Origin of the sequence: Nonomuraea basaltis, from assembly GCF_005893125.1 — a bacterium.
In the GTDB taxonomy this organism is placed as follows: Bacteria; Actinomycetota; Actinomycetes; order Streptosporangiales; family Streptosporangiaceae; genus Nonomuraea; species Nonomuraea basaltis.
On sequence record NZ_VCJS01000004.1, the window covers coordinates 20,174 to 37,191 of the forward strand.

At 71.2% G+C, this 17,018-nt stretch carries 13 protein-coding genes and 2 pseudogenes; 8 read left to right on the plus strand and 7 right to left on the minus strand.

Annotated elements, in window-relative coordinates; translation table 11 throughout:
* Positions 1–247 precede the first annotated feature (247 nt).
* The 3 genes from EJK15_RS02475 to EJK15_RS70025 form a co-directional block, all read right to left on the minus strand.
* Positions 248–496, minus strand: a complete 249-nt coding sequence (locus EJK15_RS02475) for a CBS domain-containing protein (RefSeq protein WP_240776721.1) — start codon at positions 494–496, stop codon at positions 248–250.
* Between the two features lie 101 nt (positions 497–597).
* Positions 598–1,557 carry an Acg family FMN-binding oxidoreductase gene (locus EJK15_RS02480; RefSeq protein WP_138708705.1) on the minus strand — a complete coding sequence of 320 codons (960 nt, stop codon included), beginning with the start codon at positions 1,555–1,557 and terminating at the stop codon, positions 598–600.
* 141 nt (positions 1,558–1,698) lie between these two features.
* Positions 1,699–1,860: a hypothetical protein gene (locus EJK15_RS70025; RefSeq protein WP_171074064.1), complete on the minus strand. Its 162-nt coding sequence runs from the start codon at positions 1,858–1,860 to the stop codon at positions 1,699–1,701.
* 169 nt (positions 1,861–2,029) lie between these two features.
* Here EJK15_RS70025 and EJK15_RS02485 point away from each other — a divergent pair, with 169 nt between their 5' ends.
* Complete coding sequence (locus EJK15_RS02485; RefSeq protein ID WP_138708706.1) at positions 2,030–2,560, plus strand: DoxX family membrane protein; 531 nt, start codon at positions 2,030–2,032, stop codon at positions 2,558–2,560.
* A gap of 296 nt (positions 2,561–2,856) precedes the next feature.
* Positions 2,857–3,221: pseudogene (locus EJK15_RS02490) on the plus strand (hypothetical protein); the annotation flags it as partial.
* A gap of 154 nt (positions 3,222–3,375) precedes the next feature.
* On the opposite strand, the gene EJK15_RS02495 reads toward EJK15_RS02490, so the two are convergent.
* The gene (locus tag EJK15_RS02495) at positions 3,376–3,669 is read right to left on the minus strand and encodes a GerMN domain-containing protein (RefSeq protein WP_138708707.1); all 294 of its coding nucleotides are present in this window, start codon (positions 3,667–3,669) and stop codon (positions 3,376–3,378) included.
* 200 nt (positions 3,670–3,869) lie between these two features.
* On the opposite strand from EJK15_RS02495, the gene EJK15_RS02500 reads away from it, so the two are divergent.
* From EJK15_RS02500 to EJK15_RS77380, 3 genes and pseudogenes are all read left to right on the plus strand, one after another.
* A complete protein-coding gene (locus tag EJK15_RS02500; RefSeq protein ID WP_138708708.1) occupies positions 3,870–4,523 on the plus strand; it encodes a Rossmann-fold NAD(P)-binding domain-containing protein in 654 nt (217 codons plus the stop codon).
* Between the two features lie 352 nt (positions 4,524–4,875).
* Positions 4,876–5,112 carry a hypothetical protein gene (locus tag EJK15_RS74125; protein WP_171074059.1) on the plus strand — a complete coding sequence of 79 codons (237 nt, stop codon included), beginning with the start codon at positions 4,876–4,878 and terminating at the stop codon, positions 5,110–5,112.
* A 17-nt stretch (positions 5,113–5,129) separates the two neighbouring features.
* A pseudogene (locus EJK15_RS77380) lies at positions 5,130–5,255 on the plus strand (DUF2202 domain-containing protein); the annotation flags it as partial.
* 68 nt (positions 5,256–5,323) lie between these two features.
* Here EJK15_RS77380 and EJK15_RS02510 read toward each other — a convergent pair.
* The 3 genes from EJK15_RS02510 to EJK15_RS02520 all read right to left on the minus strand — a co-directional run bounded on the left by EJK15_RS02510 (position 5,324) and on the right by EJK15_RS02520 (position 7,404).
* The gene (locus EJK15_RS02510; RefSeq protein WP_240776722.1) at positions 5,324–5,899 is read right to left on the minus strand and encodes an MBL fold metallo-hydrolase; all 576 of its coding nucleotides are present in this window, start codon (positions 5,897–5,899) and stop codon (positions 5,324–5,326) included.
* Between the two features lie 75 nt (positions 5,900–5,974).
* Complete coding sequence (locus EJK15_RS02515; protein WP_138708709.1) at positions 5,975–6,244, minus strand: metal-sensitive transcriptional regulator; 270 nt, start codon at positions 6,242–6,244, stop codon at positions 5,975–5,977.
* 164 nt (positions 6,245–6,408) lie between these two features.
* A complete protein-coding gene (locus EJK15_RS02520) occupies positions 6,409–7,404 on the minus strand; it encodes an NAD(P)H-dependent glycerol-3-phosphate dehydrogenase (protein WP_138708710.1) in 996 nt (331 codons plus the stop codon).
* A gap of 55 nt (positions 7,405–7,459) precedes the next feature.
* On the opposite strand from EJK15_RS02520, the gene EJK15_RS02525 reads away from it, so the two are divergent.
* From EJK15_RS02525 to EJK15_RS02535, 3 genes are all read left to right on the plus strand, one after another.
* Positions 7,460–7,678: a hypothetical protein gene (locus EJK15_RS02525; protein ID WP_138708711.1), complete on the plus strand. Its 219-nt coding sequence runs from the start codon at positions 7,460–7,462 to the stop codon at positions 7,676–7,678.
* A gap of 104 nt (positions 7,679–7,782) precedes the next feature.
* Positions 7,783–9,411: an acyl-CoA dehydrogenase family protein gene (locus EJK15_RS02530; RefSeq protein ID WP_138708712.1), complete on the plus strand. Its 1,629-nt coding sequence runs from the start codon at positions 7,783–7,785 to the stop codon at positions 9,409–9,411.
* A gap of 8 nt (positions 9,412–9,419) precedes the next feature.
* Complete coding sequence (locus EJK15_RS02535) at positions 9,420–17,018, plus strand: type I polyketide synthase (RefSeq protein ID WP_138708713.1); 7,599 nt, start codon at positions 9,420–9,422, stop codon at positions 17,016–17,018.

Sequence of the window (17,018 nt, forward strand, 5' to 3'; positions counted from 1 at the left end):
ACGGGACGCGCATTCCGCGCGACCCGGCCGACGACCATACCGAGCAGATCGCCAAGCTGGAGCTCGCGGAGCGGCGGTGAGGCCACCACCATGTGAGACGCAAACCGGGGCAGCTCTTGTAGGGCTGCCCCGCCGTTCTGACAGGCTCAGTTTCCGGGCGTCGGGGCCTGGCCTACGCCTTTGAGCAGGCGACGCTGCGCGGCAGCTCGCTGAGGGTGGTGCATGCCTGGCAGTTGCCGGTGCACGCCTACGCTCCGGAGGCCGCGTACGACCTGGACGAGAGCTTGTAGCCCTCGCCGAAGTACTGCTCGCGGAACTGCTCCTTGCACAGCAGGTCGGCCTCGGAAACCATGCCGATGACGTGCCGGTCGTCGTCGAGCACCGGCACGGCGCTGATCCCGCCGGCGACGAGTGCCGCGGCGATGTCCTTGAACGGGGTGGCGGCGCCGACGGAGACGACCTCCCGGGTCATCACGTCCTCGACGGTCATGCTCATCGTGTACCTCGCATATCCATGTGTCGTCGTACCTCCATCCCAGCTCCCGGCCCGCTCTCGACACAGGGCGTAGGTCCCGCGGCGAGAGGTCGAGAGTCCCGTCAAGCACGTGCGAGCTCCAGCTCGGCGGCGGGGCGGCGCGGGCTCCGGCTCACGTACGGGCCGTAGCCGAACCTGATGATCATCTGTGGGTGGCCGCGCCGGTGGTGCGGATCACGGCGGCGGCGCATGTCCCGCAGGTCGAGCGGCTGGTTCAGGAACGACGCCGACACGCCGTGCCGTGCCGCGACCAGCAGCACCCGCTGCAACGCCTGCCCGGCCCGCAACCAGTCGACGGGCCGGTCGCCCGCCGTGGTGAGCACGGAGAGCTGGGGCCGCTCCTCGAACCGGGCCGCGCCATGCTGCCGCCCGAAGTGGCGGGTCGGGGACGGATCCCGCAGGGCGTGAGGGCCGTGCGCGTAGTCCGGCACACCGTCGTAGAGCGCGCCCCGCATCGTCCAGGCGCTCAGTTCGGCGCGGTAGTCGTGGTCGTGCGACAGCTCGTCCTCGGCCATGGCGGCGTAGTCAAGGGTGTCAGCGGTGCCGTGCCGGTCGAGCGGCACGAGCCTGGCGCCCTCGCGGGAGGCGGCCAGCCGCAGCTCGGCCATGACCGCGGGTGGAATCCGCCGGTCGAAGAACGGCCGGCGGCTGGTGCGCCGCACCGGGATGAGGTCGTACAGCTCCCGCTGCTCGGCCGTCGCGGGCAGCGCCGCTCCGACGCGCACGGCGGCCAGGAGATCGGGCTCTTCCTCAGGAGCGGGGAGCAGGAACACCATCGGCCGCCGCCCAGCGGTCCGTACCGCCAGGCGCAGATTGAACAGGGCCGCACCGCAGCTGACGTGCCGGCTGCGCCCGCGCGGGTCGCTCACCCGCAACCGCCGCTCAGCGTCGGAGTACAGCTCTACCAGCTCGTGGCCGGCCACACGGAAGCGCCACGGCTGGGTGTTGAGCACCGACGGCGCCTGACCGGCCGCCACCAGCAGCCTTCGAACGCCGGACTCGTGATCGAGTGGAGCGAACATGAGACACCTCCCACCACCGACCCTCCCGCGCACGCCTTCGCTACCGGCAGTGCCGGACGGCCCCCGCTCTGGTGCCGAAAGGCTCTGCCCGGCGCGCCCGCTCGGCGGTGACAGGCCGACATCGGCATCGCCATGGGCGCCTCAGGCACCGACGTGGCCCGTGAAGCCGCCGACCTGGTGCTGCTGGACGACCACTTCGCCACCATCGTCACCGCCGTCGAGCTGGGCCGTGGTGGTCGCGGGCAAGAAGCCGGCAACGCCGTCCTGGACTTCGCGGCCGGCGAAGCCTCCCTCCTGCAGCACGCCCCTGCCCCGTCGCAGTGGTGGACCCATAGGGGTGTGGCAGCCGGACGTCCGGCAGACAGGACCAAGGTCCCACGGACGACGGACGTACGGCACTGCTGGCGAACCACCGGAAACGGTGTGATGGAAGTAGATAGGGACGACGAATCAAAGAGGGAAAGGGGCCGTCATGGCCGCCACGATCAACCGGCCCGTCATGGAGACCGGTGCCACCACCGCCGCCGCGCGCCGTCCGGTCGACTACGTTTGGGCGATCACCCGGATCTCGATCGGCTGGGTCTTCCTGTGGGCGTTCCTGGACAAGACCTTCGGCTGGGGATTCGCCACTCCGGCCAACCGTGCCTGGATCGAGGGCGGCAGCCCGACGACCGGGTTCCTCAAGGGCACCGGCGAGAACGCGCTCGGCGGCCTCTTCTCCGGCCTGGCCGGCCAGGCGTGGGTGGACTGGCTGTTCATGGCCGGCCTGCTCGGCATCGGCCTGGCACTCGTTCTGGGCATCGGCACCCGGATCGCCGCCGGAGCCGGCACCGCGATGCTGGTCCTGATGTGGGCGGCCGAACTGCCCCTGGCCAACAACCCCTTCATGGACGACCACATCATCTACTCGATCGTGCTCGTCGGCCTGGCCCTGGCCGGCGCCGGCACCACGCTCGGCCTCGGCAAGCTGCCGATCGTGCAGCGCAACGCCTGGCTCAAGTAGTGCACACAAGGAAATGCCCGCTCCCAGGGATCCCTGGGAGCGGGCATTTCCTTGTACATGGGGCGCCGCCCTGTCATTCGCGCCGGTCGGCTCGCATCCGGGCGGAAAGCGCGGCGGCCTGGGTACGGCGCTGCCGGCTGGCGGGAGGTGTCTTCCCCGGCCCCGACGCACGAGTGGTCCAAGCCGCCCGATGACCAGGGTCGGCTCAGATCCCATCAGGTAAAGATCACCGCCACGTCGTCACCGGCCGCGGCAACGACGAGCGCGAGCAAACCCTGAACCAGCTTCTGGCCGAGATGGACGGCTTCGATCAGTCCAGCGGCTTCGTCCTGCTCGCGGCGACGAACCGGCCTCAAACGCTGGATGCGGCGCTGCTACCGGCCGAACGTCGCGCGGTGGCCGTACACGAGTCCGGGCACGCGCTGGTGGCGGCGTTGTGCGAGCACGCCGACCCGGTCGCCAAGGTGACGATCCTGCCCGCCGGGCTCACCCTGGGCGTCACCGAAAAGCTCTCCGACGTCGAGCGGCCCTACAGCGAGAGCTACCTGCGCGATCTGCTGGCGGTGCGGCTGGGCGGCGGCCCGCCGAACAGGTCGTCTTCGGCGAAGGCTCGACCGGCGCCGCCAACGACCTGACCGGAGCCACCCAGATCGCCACCAGGATGGTGCGGGACTTCGGCCTGTCCACGCACCTGGGACCCATCGGGTACGGCTCCGACAGCCTGGACTTCCTCGGAGGCGACGAGCCGCCGGTGTCCCGCAAGCCGTAACTCGGCCTCGACCGTCTCACCTCGCATCTGCGGAGGTGCGAGGCGCTCACGGCTCCAGTGACTGAGGGACGGAGTCCGACGGTCCGGCCGGGTGCTCGGTGTGTCCGGCCGAGTCGTAGATCTTGACCCACTTGATCGCCGGGAACTGCTTGAGCGTCGGCCTGATCTGGTTGGCGATGGTGAAGGCAGACCCTCCGCTGGTGACGCGGCCGGTCAGGTAGACCCTGGCGACACCCTTCTTGACGGTCAGCTTGCTGAAGCCGGTGGCCTTGGAGGCCACGAAGCGCAGCCCCTGCGCCCGCTCGGCCGAGGAGAAGAAGCCTGCCGCCCGCAGGATCACCGTCGAGACAGCGGATTGACCGCACCATACGGTCCAGGTCCCGGAGCGTGTCAACGGGACCTGGACCCTCCGGTGGCATCACCGGGGACGTGCTGGCGGTGCCGTAGGTCCCTGGAGCGCCACGTAAGGTTCTGCCCTGATCGTGGGCGGAGGCATGTTCTGGAGCATAGGCAGAGCAAGCCACACCCTTCAAGGAGGTCATGATGACCTGCTGCGCCGACGCGCTGGCCGCGGACAAGCTGATCGACCTGGAGGATGCGCGGGTGGTCGTTCAGGGGTTCGGCGCCGTCGGCTCGCATGCGGCCAGGTATCTGGCCGAACGGGGAGCCCGGGTCATCGCCGTGTCCGACATCGCGGGCGCCACGTATCGCGAGGAAGGGCTCGACGTCGAGGCGTTGCTGGATGCCAAGAAGGCGGGCAGGCCCGTCGGCGCGTTCTCCGGCGGCGAGTCCGTGGACCGGGACGCGATCTTGTGGCTGGGGTGCGAGCTGCTGGTGCCCGCGGCCGGGCCCGACGTCTTCACCGTGGAGAACGCCTCCCGCGTGCGGGCGAAGGTGATGCTTCAGGGAGCCAACATTCCCGCCACCGCTGCTGCCGAGCAGATCTTTCACGAGCGGGGTGTGCTGTGCGTCCCCGACATCATCGCCAATGCCGGGGGTGTGATCTGCGCGTCGGTGGAGCTCCAGGGCGGCGGCCGGGCGCAGGCCTTTGCCGCCATCGAGGAGAAGATCCGCGCCAATACGGCCGAACTGGTCGATCGGCTGGCCGTGGGCGGGGTGCTGCCTCGCAGCGCGGCCGACGCCATGGCCACGGGCCGCCTGCGCGCTGCCGGCGCCTACCGTCGCCAGTTCTAATCGGCCGGCGTCCCTGGAACAGCACCCTGGCGTGTCCACCGAGCTCCAGGCTGCCTGTTTAGTACGAGCAGTTGGAGGCGGGAATCGTTCAGCACAGGGATGCTCCGACCAGGAATGAAAGTCCCCCGCTCCTGGGCGTAACGCCGCTGGATACGAAGATTGGCACGACGGATCGTGAAGGTATGAGGCAGAGTCTGCATCTGGGACGGGTGGCCGGGATCCCCGTCGGCGCCCACTGGTCCGCGCTCGCCATCGTCGCACTCGTGACGGTGGCTCTGGGCGGTGGCATGTCGCCGGCGACGGCGACGGCGCGGTTTCTTGGACCGCCGGGGCCGTCACGGGGCTGCTGCTGATGGCGTGGCTGCTGGCTCACGAGCTGGCGCACGCCCTGGTCGCCAAACGGCACGACATAGAGGCGGTCTCCGTCACGCTGTGGGCGCTGGGAGGCGTCACGGAGTTCCGGCGCTGGCCGCCGGTCCGGGCGGTCCAGGCGGGTCCTGGCCGCACGGGCGGGGGCAGTATGCCGGGCAGCGCAATCCGGGCGGATCCTGCCTGGTGTTCGACCAGGCCGCGCCGAAGGGGACGCTGACGTCCGTGCAGAAGAGCATGGTCGCCTCGGTGGCGCAGGAGGAGAAGCTTGCCCACGATCTCTACACGGCCTTCGCCGACCGCTACGACCTGCCGGTCTTCGATTGGATCGCGGTGGCCGAGACCCAGCACCTGAAGGTCGTGCGCACGCTGCTGGGGGTGATGGCTTTCATGTGCGCTCCTATTCCTTCATACCGCTGGGGGTATGAATGTCAGTGGCCGGCGGCTGATTCCTCGCGCCTGTTCGGTGCCGCCGCCGCAACGCGATCCCAACGGCTGTGGTCAGGGCGGCGGCCGCCGGCAGGCCGAGGCTCCACGGGCTGTGGAGCAGCGCGGGCGCGTTCGGGGCCGAGCAGGTCAGGACGCCCGGCCGAGGCCACCAGCAGGCTGCCGCCGGAGAACACCGCGACCGGCTCCCCGTCGATGAGCACCAGGTAGCTGGTGTGCTCGGGGGTGTGGCCCGGCGTGTGGACGGGCCGGATCACCAGCCCGCCGCCGCCATCGATCTCCTCCAGGTGGAAGGCGGGCGTGTGCCGGTAGGCGGCCGCCGCGGCGGCGGGCAGCACCAGCTCGGCCCCGGTGCGCAGCGCGGCCTGCTCGGCGCCGGAGACGTAGTCGTTGTGCAGGTGCGTCTCCAGCACGAACTGGAGATCAACGTCGTGCTCGGCGGCGGCCTTCAGGAAGCGGTCGATGTCGCGCTGGGGGTCGACGAGGATGCCCTTGCCCTCGTGTGCCAGCAGGTAGGTCTGGTCGCCCAGACCAGGAGTGCGGAACGACATGACGTCCATACACTTTCCTTTCTATACCCCAGGGGGTATCGGTGGGACAAAAAATATACGGCCGCAGGGTGCACGGCCGCAGGTCTACGCGAGGGCCAGGAAGAGCTTCTCCAGCTCGGCGACGCTCATCGGGGGCTGCTCGCCGCGGTTCTGGGCATCCTGGCAGTGCCGGAGCCCACTGGCCACGATCTTGAATCCGGCGCGGTCGAGCGCCTTGGGGACGGCGGCGAGCTGGGTGAGCACCTTCGCGCAGTCCTCGCCCGCCTCGATCATCGCGATCACCCCGGCCAGCTGGCCGTGTGCCCGCTTCAGCCGGGTCAGCGCGTCGCCCACCATGCCCTCGTTCAGTTCCATGCCCGACTATACCCTAGGGGGTATCGACGAGAGCAAATCGACCCTCGATCCCTGTGCCAAGGGCCTCGCGGAGGAAGAACGGCTGTCGTAAGCCGTCCGGCGGCTGCGGGCACCGCGTCGGCGCTCACCGGGGCCGCGCTGGTACGCCTCCTGGCCCGCACGGTTCACCAGGGGCCGGACTCCGTGCCGGCCGGCGAATGGCGCAGGCCCGCGTAGGCGTCGCGGGCGGTGATCTCGCCGGTGAGCACCTGGTGGATGGTGCGGCAGATCGGCAGCTCCAGCGCGTGCCGGTCGCCCAGCCCCACCGCCACCGGGGTGGTGCGGACGCCTTCGGCCGTCATGATCATTTCCGCGAGCACGTCGTCGAGCTTGCGGCCCTTGCCGAGTTGCTCGCCGACGTGCCGGTTGCGGCTGTGCGGGCTCAGGCAGGTGGCGAGGAGATCCCCCAGTCCGGTCAGGCCGGCGAACGTGGCCGCCTCGCTTCCCATGGCCACGCCGAGCTGGGTGAGCTCGGCCAGGCCCCGGGTGATGACCGCGGCCCTGGTGTTGTCCCCCACACCCAGCCCTTCGGCCATGCCGGCCGCGATCGCCACGACGTTCTTCAGCGCACCGCCGAGTTCGCAGCCGGTCACGTCGCCGTTGGTGTAGACGCGCAGCAGACCGCGCTGGAAGATCTCCTGCAGCATGGTGGCGACGGTCTCGTTCACGGTGGCGATGACCGTGGCCGCGGCCTTCCCAGCCAGGATCTCCCTGGCCAGGTTGGGCCCGGTCAGCGCGGCCGCGGGGTGGCCGGGCAGCACCTGCTCGATGATCTGGGTCATGCGCAGGTCGGTTCCGTGCTCCAGCCCTTTCGCCAGGCTGACGACCGGGATCCAGGGCGGGACGTGGGCACACGCCCGGTGGAGCACGCCGCGGAAGGCGTGCGAGGGGACTCCTATGATCAGGACCTGTGCCCTGGTCGCGGCCGTCGCGAGGTCGTCGGTCGCCGCGAGGGCCGCGGGCAGGGTGAAGCCGGGCAGGTACACCTGGTTGCGGTGCCTGACGTTGATCTCTTCGGCGATGCCGGGATCACGGGTCCAGACCAGCGTGTCGTGCCGCTTGCAGACCAGGGCGGCCACTGTGGTGCCCCATGAGCCGGCGCCGAGGACGGAAACTCTCATACCTCCCTATCCCAGCCGTTCCCCGGCCTCCGAACAGTGCCGATGGTCCCTGGTCATGAGGTACTTCGTCCTCTGTGGGCGCGGGCCGGTCAGGTGTGTGCTGGAGGTGTGGGAATCGGGACGATCGAAGGGGCGTACCGAACTGCCCGGGATCGACCCCGACAAGGACTTCGTGCTGGCGCCCGCGGCCGCGCTCGACCGGCGCGTGCGGTGGAAGGCGCTGGACGAGCGCCACGCGCTGGCCGGGTTCCCGGTCCGCTCGGCCGCTGCGTGAATTCGGGACGAAAGTCCTTCAGGAAAGGGCCTCCGTGCCCTGACTCGCCCGCGCACCCGGCTTTACGTTCCAGGGAAACGGCAGACTCCAGAAGGAGGCGAGCCATGACGAGCGGCCTCGACCTCGAAAGTCTCGACCTGATGCTCGACGCACTCGGCGACTTCGTGGCCGCCGCGCTTCCCGAGGAACGCCAGCTCGCGCTCGACCGCGATGACACCTGCCCGGAGGACACCATCCGGCAGATGTGCGGTGACGACCTCGGCGTGCAGCTCGCCTTCGTGCCCGAGGAGTACGGCGGCATGGGCGGCGGCGCGTTCGACTCCTACCGCATCTGCGAGCGCCTGGCCCGGCTCGACCTGGGGCTGGCCACGTCGGTGTTCGCGACGTTCCTCGGCAGCGACCCGATCCTGTTCGGCGGGACGGAGGAGCAGAAGGAGCGCTGGCTCGGCCGGATCGTCAAGGAGGGCATCCTGTTCGCGTACGGGGCCACCGAGCCCGAGGCGGGCAGCGACCTGGGCGCGCTGCGCACCACGGCGACGCCGGTCGAGGGCGGATACCGGCTCAACGGCCGCAAGCAGTGGATCAGCAACGGCTCCATCGCCGACGCCTGCAGCGTGCTCGCGCTCGCCCCCGGCGGCCCCTCCTGGTTCGTCCTGGAGCGCGGCACGGAGGGCTTCTCCTCGGCCGTCCCGGAGGACAAGCACGGCATCCGCCTGTCGAACACGGCGGCGCTCTACTTCGACGAGGTGTTCGTCCCGGCCGAGAACCTGGTCGGCTTGGCCGAGGGCAAGGGCCTCGTGCAGGCGCAGAACGTGTTCGGCTACACCAGGCTCATGGTGGCGGCCTTCGGCCTCGGCGGCGGCTGGGAGGCCGCCGACCGGGCGATCCGCTACTCCGCCGACCGCGTCCAGGCAGGCGCCACGCTGTCTGCCAAGCAGGGCTACACCCACAAGCTGATCGTGCCGCACGTGGTCAGGCTGGAGGCCGCGCGGGCGTTCATCGAGGAGACCGCGACCCGCATCGACGCGGGCGAGGGCTCGCTCAACACCGAAGGCGCGATTGCCAAGTACCTCGCCAGCGAGGCGGGCAACGCCGCCGCCGAGGCCGCGATCCAGGCCCACGGCGGATACGGCTACACCAGGCCGTACCTGGTCGAGAAGATCAAACGCGACGTGCGCATCACCACCATCTACGAGGGCACCTCCGAGATCCTCGAGATGACCATCGCCAGAGACCGCTGGCAGCAGCACCTCAAGACCCGCGGCGCCCACTACCGCGACGCCGCCGCGACGCTGGCCGCGCTGCCCGCGGAGACCGGCGCGGCCACCGCCGCGCTCGCGCTCGAATGCCTCGCCGCGGTCATGGAGGCCTGCCGGGCCGGGCGGCTCACCCGCAACCAGCACGTCCTGCTGCGGCTCGGAGAGCTGATCGCCAACGGCGAGGCCGCGGGCAGCCTCGCCCGCCGTGCCGCCGCCGCGCTCGACGGCACCCTCCCCGAGAAGGCCGATCGCCGCTTCAGCCCCGCCGTGCTCGCGGCCATCAGCCGGGTCTTCGCCCGCGAGGCCGTCATGAAGATCGCCGAGGAGGGCGGGCGCTGGGTGATCGGCGCACTTTCCGAGAACGACGCCGCGCCGGACGGGCTCCGCGGGGACGAGATGCGGGCGGCCCAGCGCGGCCTGCTCGCCGACATGGACGTGATCGCGGACGTGCTTTACGGCCGCGCGGACCTTTAGGACTTTCCATGAATGCCATCACGCTCGAACCGGTCGCCGTCGTAGGCCTCGGCGCGATCATGCCCGACGCGCCGGACGCCGCCACCTTCTGGGAGAACGTGAAGGGCGGCAGGTACTCCATCTCCGACGTGCCTCCCGAACGGTGGGACCCCGCCCTCTACTACGACCCCGATCCCAAGGCGCCGGACAAGACCTACTCGCGGATCGGCGGCTGGGTCAGGGGATTCCCCTGGGACCCGATGGGCTGGCGCCTCGCAGTGCCGCCGGCCGTGGCCGCGCAGCTCGACGACGGCCAGAAGTGGGCGGTGAGCGCCGCCAGAGCGGCCCTGCACGACGCCGGCTGGCCAGGCTGGGCGGTCGATCCCGAGCGGGTCGCCGTGGTCATCGGCAACGCCATCGGCGGGGAGAAGCACTACCGCAGCAACACCAGGATCGAGCTGCCGGAGTTCGCGCGGCGGCTGGAGCAGGCGCAGTCGTTCGCCGGGCTGCCCGAGGCGGTGCGCGTGGCCGTGCTGCGCGAGACCACCGGGTCTTTCCTGGGCGGGTACCCGCCGATCACCGAGGACACCATGCCCGGCGAGCTGGCCAACATCATCGCCGGGCGGGTGGCGAACCTGTTCAACTTCCGCGGGCCCAACTTCACCGCCGATGCCGCGTGCGCCTCCGGGCTGGCCGCCATGTCCGCGGCTGTACGCGGCTTGCAGGCCCATGACTTCGACGCGGTGATCACCGGCGGAGTGGACCGGAACATGGGCGTGGCGGCGTTCGTCAAGTTCTGCAAGATCGGCGCGCTGTCGGCCACTGGCACCCGGCCCTTCGACGCGGGCGCGGACGGGTTCGTCATGGGCGAGGGCGCGGCGTTGTTCGTGTTGAGGCGGCTGTCGGACGCCGAGCGTGACGGCGACCGAATTTATGCCGTCATCCGCGGCATCGCCGGGTCGAGCGACGGCAAGGGCAAGGGGATCACCGCGCCCAACCCGATCGGGCAGCGGCTGGCCATCGAGCGCGCCTGGGCGAGCGCCGGGCTCGATCCCGCCCTGGCCACCCTCATCGAGGCGCACGGTACCTCCACCCGCGTCGGCGATGCCACCGAGTTGGGCGCGCTGAGCGAGGTGTTCGAGAAGGCGGGGGCGTCGGCCGGGTCGATCGCGCTCGGGTCGGTCAAGTCCAACATCGGCCACCTCAAGGCGGCCGCGGGCGCGGCCGGGCTGTTCAAGACCGTGATGAGCCTGCACGACCGGGTGCTGCCGCCCAGCCTGCACTTCGACGACCCGAACCCGAGCGTCGACTGGTCGGCCATCCCCTTCCGGGTCAACACCGAGCTGCGGGAGTGGGACCGGCCCTCCGGCGGCGGCGTGCGGTGCGCCGGGGTGAGCGCGTTCGGGTTCGGCGGCACGAACTTCCACGTCGTGCTGGAGGAGCACGTCCCCGGCCGCCACGGCCCCGCCGATGTGCCCAGAACCTACGCCACGACCACCGCCCAGGCGACGACGCGGCCGGGGGCCGTCCCTTCGCCTGCGGGCTCCTCGTCCGCCGGGCCCCGGCCGCCCCTGCGCGGGGCCGCGGTCGTGGGCGGGGCGGACGAGGCCGAGGTCATCGCCCGGCTTGAGCAGGTGCGCGCCACGCCGCGACCGCAGCCGGCCGATGCCGCGCTCGCTACCGCCGCCATCAGGGTCGCCATCGACTATGCCGACCCCGACGACCTGGCCGCCAAGGCCGCGAAGGCGGTCACCGCCCTACGTACCGGCAACCAGGCGATGTGGCGCATGCTGCGCGCCCAGGGCGTGTTCCTCGGCCGCGGCCCCGCTCCCAAGGTCGCCTTCCTCTACACCGGCCAAGGCTCCCAGTACGTCAACATGCTGCGCGACCTGCGCGAGCGTGAGCCCATCGTGGCCGCCACGTTCGACGAGGCCGACCGGGTGATGACGCCGCTGCTGGGCCGGCCGCTGACGTCGTACATCTTCTGTGACGACGCCGACCTCGGCCTGGCGCAGCAACGGCTCCTGCAGACCGAGATCACCCAGCCCGCCGTCCTCACCGTCGACGCCGCGCTCACCCGCCTGCTGGAGGCGTACGGCGTGCGCCCCGACATGGTGATGGGCCACAGCCTCGGCGAGTACGGCGCGCTGGTCGCGGCCGGATCCCTGACCTTCGAGGCCGCGCTGGAGGCGGTCAGCGCCCGCGGCCACGAGATGGCCACGCTGGAGGTGCCCGACCGCGGCGCCATGGCGGCCGTTTTCGGCCCGCTACCGGAGATCGAGCGTATCGTCGCCGAGTTCGACGGCTACGTGGTCGTCGCAAACATCAACAGCACCACCCAGGCGGTGGTCGGCGGCGCGACGCAGGCGGTGGAGGCGGTTGTGGGCCGATTCCGCGAGGCGGGCATGACCGCGATGCGCATCCCCGTCAGCCATGCCTTCCACACCTCGATCGTCGCCCCCGTGAGCGAGCCGCTGAAGGCGGTGCTACGCCGCCTGGACATCAGGCCGCCCACCAAGCCGATCGTGGCCAACGTGACGGGCGAGTTCTACCCCTCCGGCGCGAGCGTCGAGGACATGCTCGAGATACTCGGACGGCAGGTGGCCTCTCCGGTGCGGTTCGTGACCGGCCTGCGCACGCTGTACGACGCGGGGGTGCGGGTCTTCGTCGAGGTCGGGCCGAAGAAGGCACTGCACGGCTTCGCCGAGGACGTGCTCGGATCCGCGCACGACGACGTGCTGGTCCTGTTCACCAACCATCCCAAGAACAGCGGCGTGCCCGCCTTCAACCAGGCCCTGTGCGGCTTGTACGCCTCCGGTCTGGCCTTCCCCGCCCACGAGCGGCCCACCGCCCGGCCGCAGGTCATCCCGCACCAGGCGAGCCCGTCGCACGCCCGGCCACAACACGCCGCCCGCCTCACCGCACCCACGATTCCCACCTCCGCGAGGCCTGCCATGACCATCGAGACCTACACCCAGCTCGGCCGCCTCTTCGCGCGGACCCTCGAACAGGGCCTGGCAATCTACGGGGGCGGGAAAGCGGAGGGAGCCCTGCCCACCGAGCCGGTCGTGGTGACCGGCGCCGCGCTCGGGCTGCCCGGCGTGGAGCGGGTGTTCGACGACGACAACCTGGCCCGCATCCTCGCGGGACAGCAGTTCATCGACACCATCCCGCACCGCTTCCGCCGCGCCATGGTGGACCGCCGCATCACCCGCCTGGTCAAGCGCGAGGCGGGCGACCCGACGTTCGAGACGATCGGCAGTGAGGCCGACGTGCTCAAGCTGGCCGGACGGCACGCGCCGCTCGACGTCGTCGCCGAGTTCGGCGTGGACGCGGCCAGGGACGCCGCGCTCGACACCGCCACCAGGCTGGCCATCGGCGCGGGGTTCGACGCGCTGCGCGACGCCGGGATCCCGTTGGTCATGCACTACAAGACCACCACGCTGGGCACCCGCCTGCCCGACCGGTGGGGGCTGCCCGAGGCGCTGCGCGACGACACCGGCGTCGTGTTCGCCTCCGCGTTCCCCGGCTACGACGCCTTCGCCGCCGACCTGGAGCGGTACTTCACCGACCGGGGCCGCAGGGAGCAACTCCTGGCCCTGGAGGCCGTACAGAGCAGGATGCGCGGCGACGAGACGGCGGCCGCCGAGGTGGACCGGCGCATCGCCGAGCTCCGCCGCCTCCTGGAGGCCGAGCCGTACGTCTTCGACCGGCGCTTCCTGTTCCGCTGCCTGTCGATGGGGCACTCGCAGTTCGCCGAGATCATCGGCGCCCGCGGCCCCAACACTCAGGTGAACGCCGCCTGCGCGAGCACCACCCAGGCGATGTGCGTGGCCGAGGACTGGATCCGCACCGGACGCTGCCGCCGCGTGATCATTGTCTCGGCCGACGACGCCAGCTCCGACACGCTGCTGCCCTGGATCGGCTCCGGCTTCCTGGCCTCGGGCGCCGCCGCCACCGACGACGTGGTCGAGGACGCCGCCACACCGTTCGACCGCCGCCGGCACGGCATGATCGTCGGCATGGGCGCCGCGGCCATCGTGGTCGAGTCCGCCGAAGCCGCCCGTGAGCGCGGCCTGCAGCCGATCTGCGAGGTGCTGGGCGCCGTCATCGCCAACAGCGCCTACCACGGCACCCGCCTCGACATCGACCACATCTCCCAGATCATGGAGCAGGTGGTGCGGCAGGCGGAGAGCCGCGGCGCAGACCGTCACGCGATCGCGCCCGAGACGGTGTTCGTCTCCCACGAGACCTACACCCCCGCGCGCGGCGGCAGCGCGGCGGCCGAGATCCACGCACTCAGGCAGGCGTTCGGCCCCTCCGCGGACTCAGTCGTGATCACCAACACCAAGGGTTTCACCGGCCACGCGATGGGCGCGGGCATCGAGGACGTCGTCGCGATCAAGGCCGTGGAGACCGGCATCGTGCCACCCGTCCCCAACTTCAAGGAGCCCGACCCTGACCTGGGCGAGCTCAACCTGTCCACCGGCGGGGCCTACCCGGTCCGGTATGCGCTGCGCCTGGCCGCCGGGTTCGGCTCCCAGATCGCGATGACGCTGCTGCGCTGGACGCCGATGCCGGACGGCAGGCACCGGGCGCCGAACGAGCTCGGCTACGCGTACCGCGTCGTGGACCCGGGCGCCTGGCAGGCGTGGTTGTCCACCGTGGCGGGCCGCGCCGACGCCGGGCTCGAAGTGGTCCAACGACGCCTGCGGATCATCGACGCGCCCGCGCCCGCCACCACCAGGCCGAAGACTGCGCCGACCACGGTGCCGACCGTCACGCCTGTGACCGCGACGACCGCCGCGCCCTCGATCGCGGCGGACGCTTCCGCGCCGTCGGATGCGACGCCGGAGCCCGTCCCTGAGCCCGCGCCCACGACAGACGCGGATCCGCTGTCAGAGACCGTTGTCGCAATCGTGTCCGAGATGACCGGTTACCCGGCGGAGTTGCTGGAGCTGGACCTCGATCTGGAGGCCGACCTGGGCGTGGACACGGTCAAGCAGGCGGAGATCTTCGCGGCGGTGCGTGAGCGGTACGGCCTGGAGCGGGATCCGAACCTGCGCCTGCGTGACTTCCCCACGCTCGACCACGTGGTCGGCTGGATCCGCGACCGCCTCCCCGCCGCCACGACGCCCGAGGCCGCCGCGCAGCAGGAGCAGCCGGGGGGCACGCAGGAGGAGCCGAGCGCCGGATTCCCCCGGCGCGTCCCGGTGCCCGTCCTGCGACCCGAGTTCGCCCGCTGCAAGCCCACCGGCGTCCGCCTCGGCGAAGGCACCAGAATAGTCATCGGCACCGACACAGGCGGCGTCGGCAAGGCGCTGGCCACGCGGCTCGGCAAGCTGGGCTGCGACGTCCTCATCATCGACCCCGCCGTCCCAGCCGACGAGCTGACGGCGCGGCTGGAGGGCACGGTGGACGGCGTTTACTGGCTGCCCGCACTCGACATCGAGGACCCCCTGGAGGACATGGACCTGCCGGCCTGGCGCGAGGCGCTGCGGCGCCGGGTGAAGAGCCTCTACGCCGTCGCCCACCATCTCTACGACCAGGCCCCCTTCCTCGTCACCGCCACCAGGCTCGGCGGTCGCCACGGCTACGACGACGCCGGCGCCGTCGCCTGGCTCGGCGGCGCGGTCACCGGGTTCGCCAAGGCCTACGGCAGGGAGCGCCCGGACACCCTGGTGAAGGCCGTCGACTTCGCCACAGGCCGCAAGACGGCCTCGCTCGCCGACGCCCTGATCGAGGAGACGCTGAACGACCCCGGCTGCGTCGAGGTCGGCCACGCCGACAGTGAGCGCTGGACGGTCGGCCTGGCCGAGCGCCCGTTCGAGACGGCCCAGGGAAGCGGGCTGGAGCTGGGCCCGGACAGCGTCTTCCTCATCACCGGAGCGGCCGGCGGCATCGTGTCGGCCATCACCGCCGACCTGGCGGCCGCGTCCGGCGGCGTGTTCCACCTGCTGGACCTCATCCACGAGCCGGACCCGGCCGACCCCGAGCTGCGCCGCTACGCGGTGGACCGCGAAGGTCTCAAGGCGGACCTTGCCGTCATGCTCAAGCAGCGTGGCGAGCGTCCCACACCGGTGCTCATCGAGCGCGAACTGGCCCGATACGAGCGGCTGCACGCCGCGCTCGAAGCCATCGAGGCGATCAGGAAGGCTGGCGGCGCGCCGTACTACCACCAGGTGGACCTCACCGACCCGGACGCGGTCGAGCGGTCCATGGCGGCCGTGCGCGGCGTGAGCGATCATGTGGACGTGCTGCTCCACGCGGCCGGCCTGGAGATCAGCCGGTCACTCGGCGACAAGCCCGCCAAGGAGTTCGACCTGGTCTTCGACGTCAAGAGCGACGGCTGGTTCAACCTGCTGCACGCCGCCGGAGACCTGCCGATCGGCGCCACCGTGGTCTTCAGCTCGGTGGCCGGCCGCTTCGGCAACGCCGGCCAGACCGACTACAGCGCGGCCAACGACCTGCTGTGCAAGGTCACCAGCGGCATGCGCCGTACCCGGCCAGGCACCCGCGCGATCGCGCTGGACTGGACCGCCTGGGGCGGCATCGGCATGGCGACCCGTAGCTCCATCCCCAAGATCATGGAGCTGGCCGGGATCGAGATGCTGCCACCCGAGGTGGGCGGGCCCTGGATCCGGCGCGAGCTGACCTGCTCGGGCGAGCGCGGCGAGGTCCTCGTCGCCGGAGCGCTCGGCGTGCTGGGCGCCGAAACCGACGAGACAGGCGGGCTGGCCATGGCCTCCGTCGAAGAGCCCATGGCGGCCGCGATCGAGTCGTACGGCGTCCACTCCGGCCTGGTCGTGCGCACCACGCTCGACCCGAAGCAGCAGCCGTTCCTGGACCACCACCGCATCGACGGCGTCGCCGTCCTGCCCGGCGTCATGGGCATCGAGGCGTTCGCCGAGGCGGCGCAGCTGGCCGCTCCCTCCTGGGAGGTGACGGCGGTGGAGGATGTCGACTTCCTGGCGCCGGTGAAGTTCTACCGCGACGAACCGCGCACGCTGACCGTACGCGCCACCGTCACCCCCGACGGCGACGACCTGCTCGCCAGATGCGAGCTGACGGCCGAGCGGCTCCTCCCCGGACAGGACCGGCCGCAGCGCACCATCCACTTCACCGGAAGCGTCCGGTTGTCGCGAGCGGCGCGCGAAGGTGTGCGGCGTGACCGGGCGCGGGAGGCCGCGGCCACGATGCCGCCGTCCGACGTGTACACGCTGTTCTTCCACGGCCCTGCTTACCAGGTGGTCGCCGCGGCCTGGGCGCATGGCACGGGAGCGGCGGCCAGGATGGCCGACGCGCTGCCGGAGGCGCTGACGAAAGGGTCGACCACCACCACGCCGCGCCTGATCGAACTCTGCTTCCAGACGGCGGGACTGGCGCAGGCCGCCCGTGATCGCGTGCTGGCGCTGCCCGCGCACGTGGATCGTGTCATCCTCTATCCGGGCACCGCCAAGGACGTGCAGGCGATCGTCGAAGCCGATGACGGCCGGTACGGGTGCGCGGTACTTGACGGCGACGGCAACGTGCTCGTGGCCGTCGAGGGCTACCGGGGCACCCCGTTGCCCGGTGAGCTCCCGGAAGAGGTCAGGCGGACGCTGACCCCGCTAGCGGGGGAGGGCTGA

Coding starts and splice junctions, on each gene's coding strand:
- EJK15_RS02525 (WP_138708711.1), top strand. CDS start 7,460: ATGAGGTACTTCGTCCTCTGTGGGCGCGGGCCGGTCAGGTGTGTGCTG.
- EJK15_RS02500 (WP_138708708.1), top strand. CDS start 3,870: ATGATGACCTGCTGCGCCGACGCGCTGGCCGCGGACAAGCTGATCGAC.
- EJK15_RS02510 (WP_240776722.1), bottom strand. CDS start 5,899: ATGGACGTCATGTCGTTCCGCACTCCTGGTCTGGGCGACCAGACCTAC.
- EJK15_RS02520 (WP_138708710.1), bottom strand. CDS start 7,404: ATGAGAGTTTCCGTCCTCGGCGCCGGCTCATGGGGCACCACAGTGGCC.
- EJK15_RS02485 (WP_138708706.1), top strand. CDS start 2,030: ATGGCCGCCACGATCAACCGGCCCGTCATGGAGACCGGTGCCACCACC.
- EJK15_RS02515 (WP_138708709.1), bottom strand. CDS start 6,244: ATGGAACTGAACGAGGGCATGGTGGGCGACGCGCTGACCCGGCTGAAG.
- EJK15_RS02475 (WP_240776721.1), bottom strand. CDS start 496: ATGAGCATGACCGTCGAGGACGTGATGACCCGGGAGGTCGTCTCCGTC.
- EJK15_RS74125 (WP_171074059.1), top strand. CDS start 4,876: ATGGCGTGGCTGCTGGCTCACGAGCTGGCGCACGCCCTGGTCGCCAAA.
- EJK15_RS02535 (WP_138708713.1), top strand. CDS start 9,420: ATGAATGCCATCACGCTCGAACCGGTCGCCGTCGTAGGCCTCGGCGCG.
- EJK15_RS02480 (WP_138708705.1), bottom strand. CDS start 1,557: ATGTTCGCTCCACTCGATCACGAGTCCGGCGTTCGAAGGCTGCTGGTG.
- EJK15_RS02530 (WP_138708712.1), top strand. CDS start 7,783: ATGACGAGCGGCCTCGACCTCGAAAGTCTCGACCTGATGCTCGACGCA.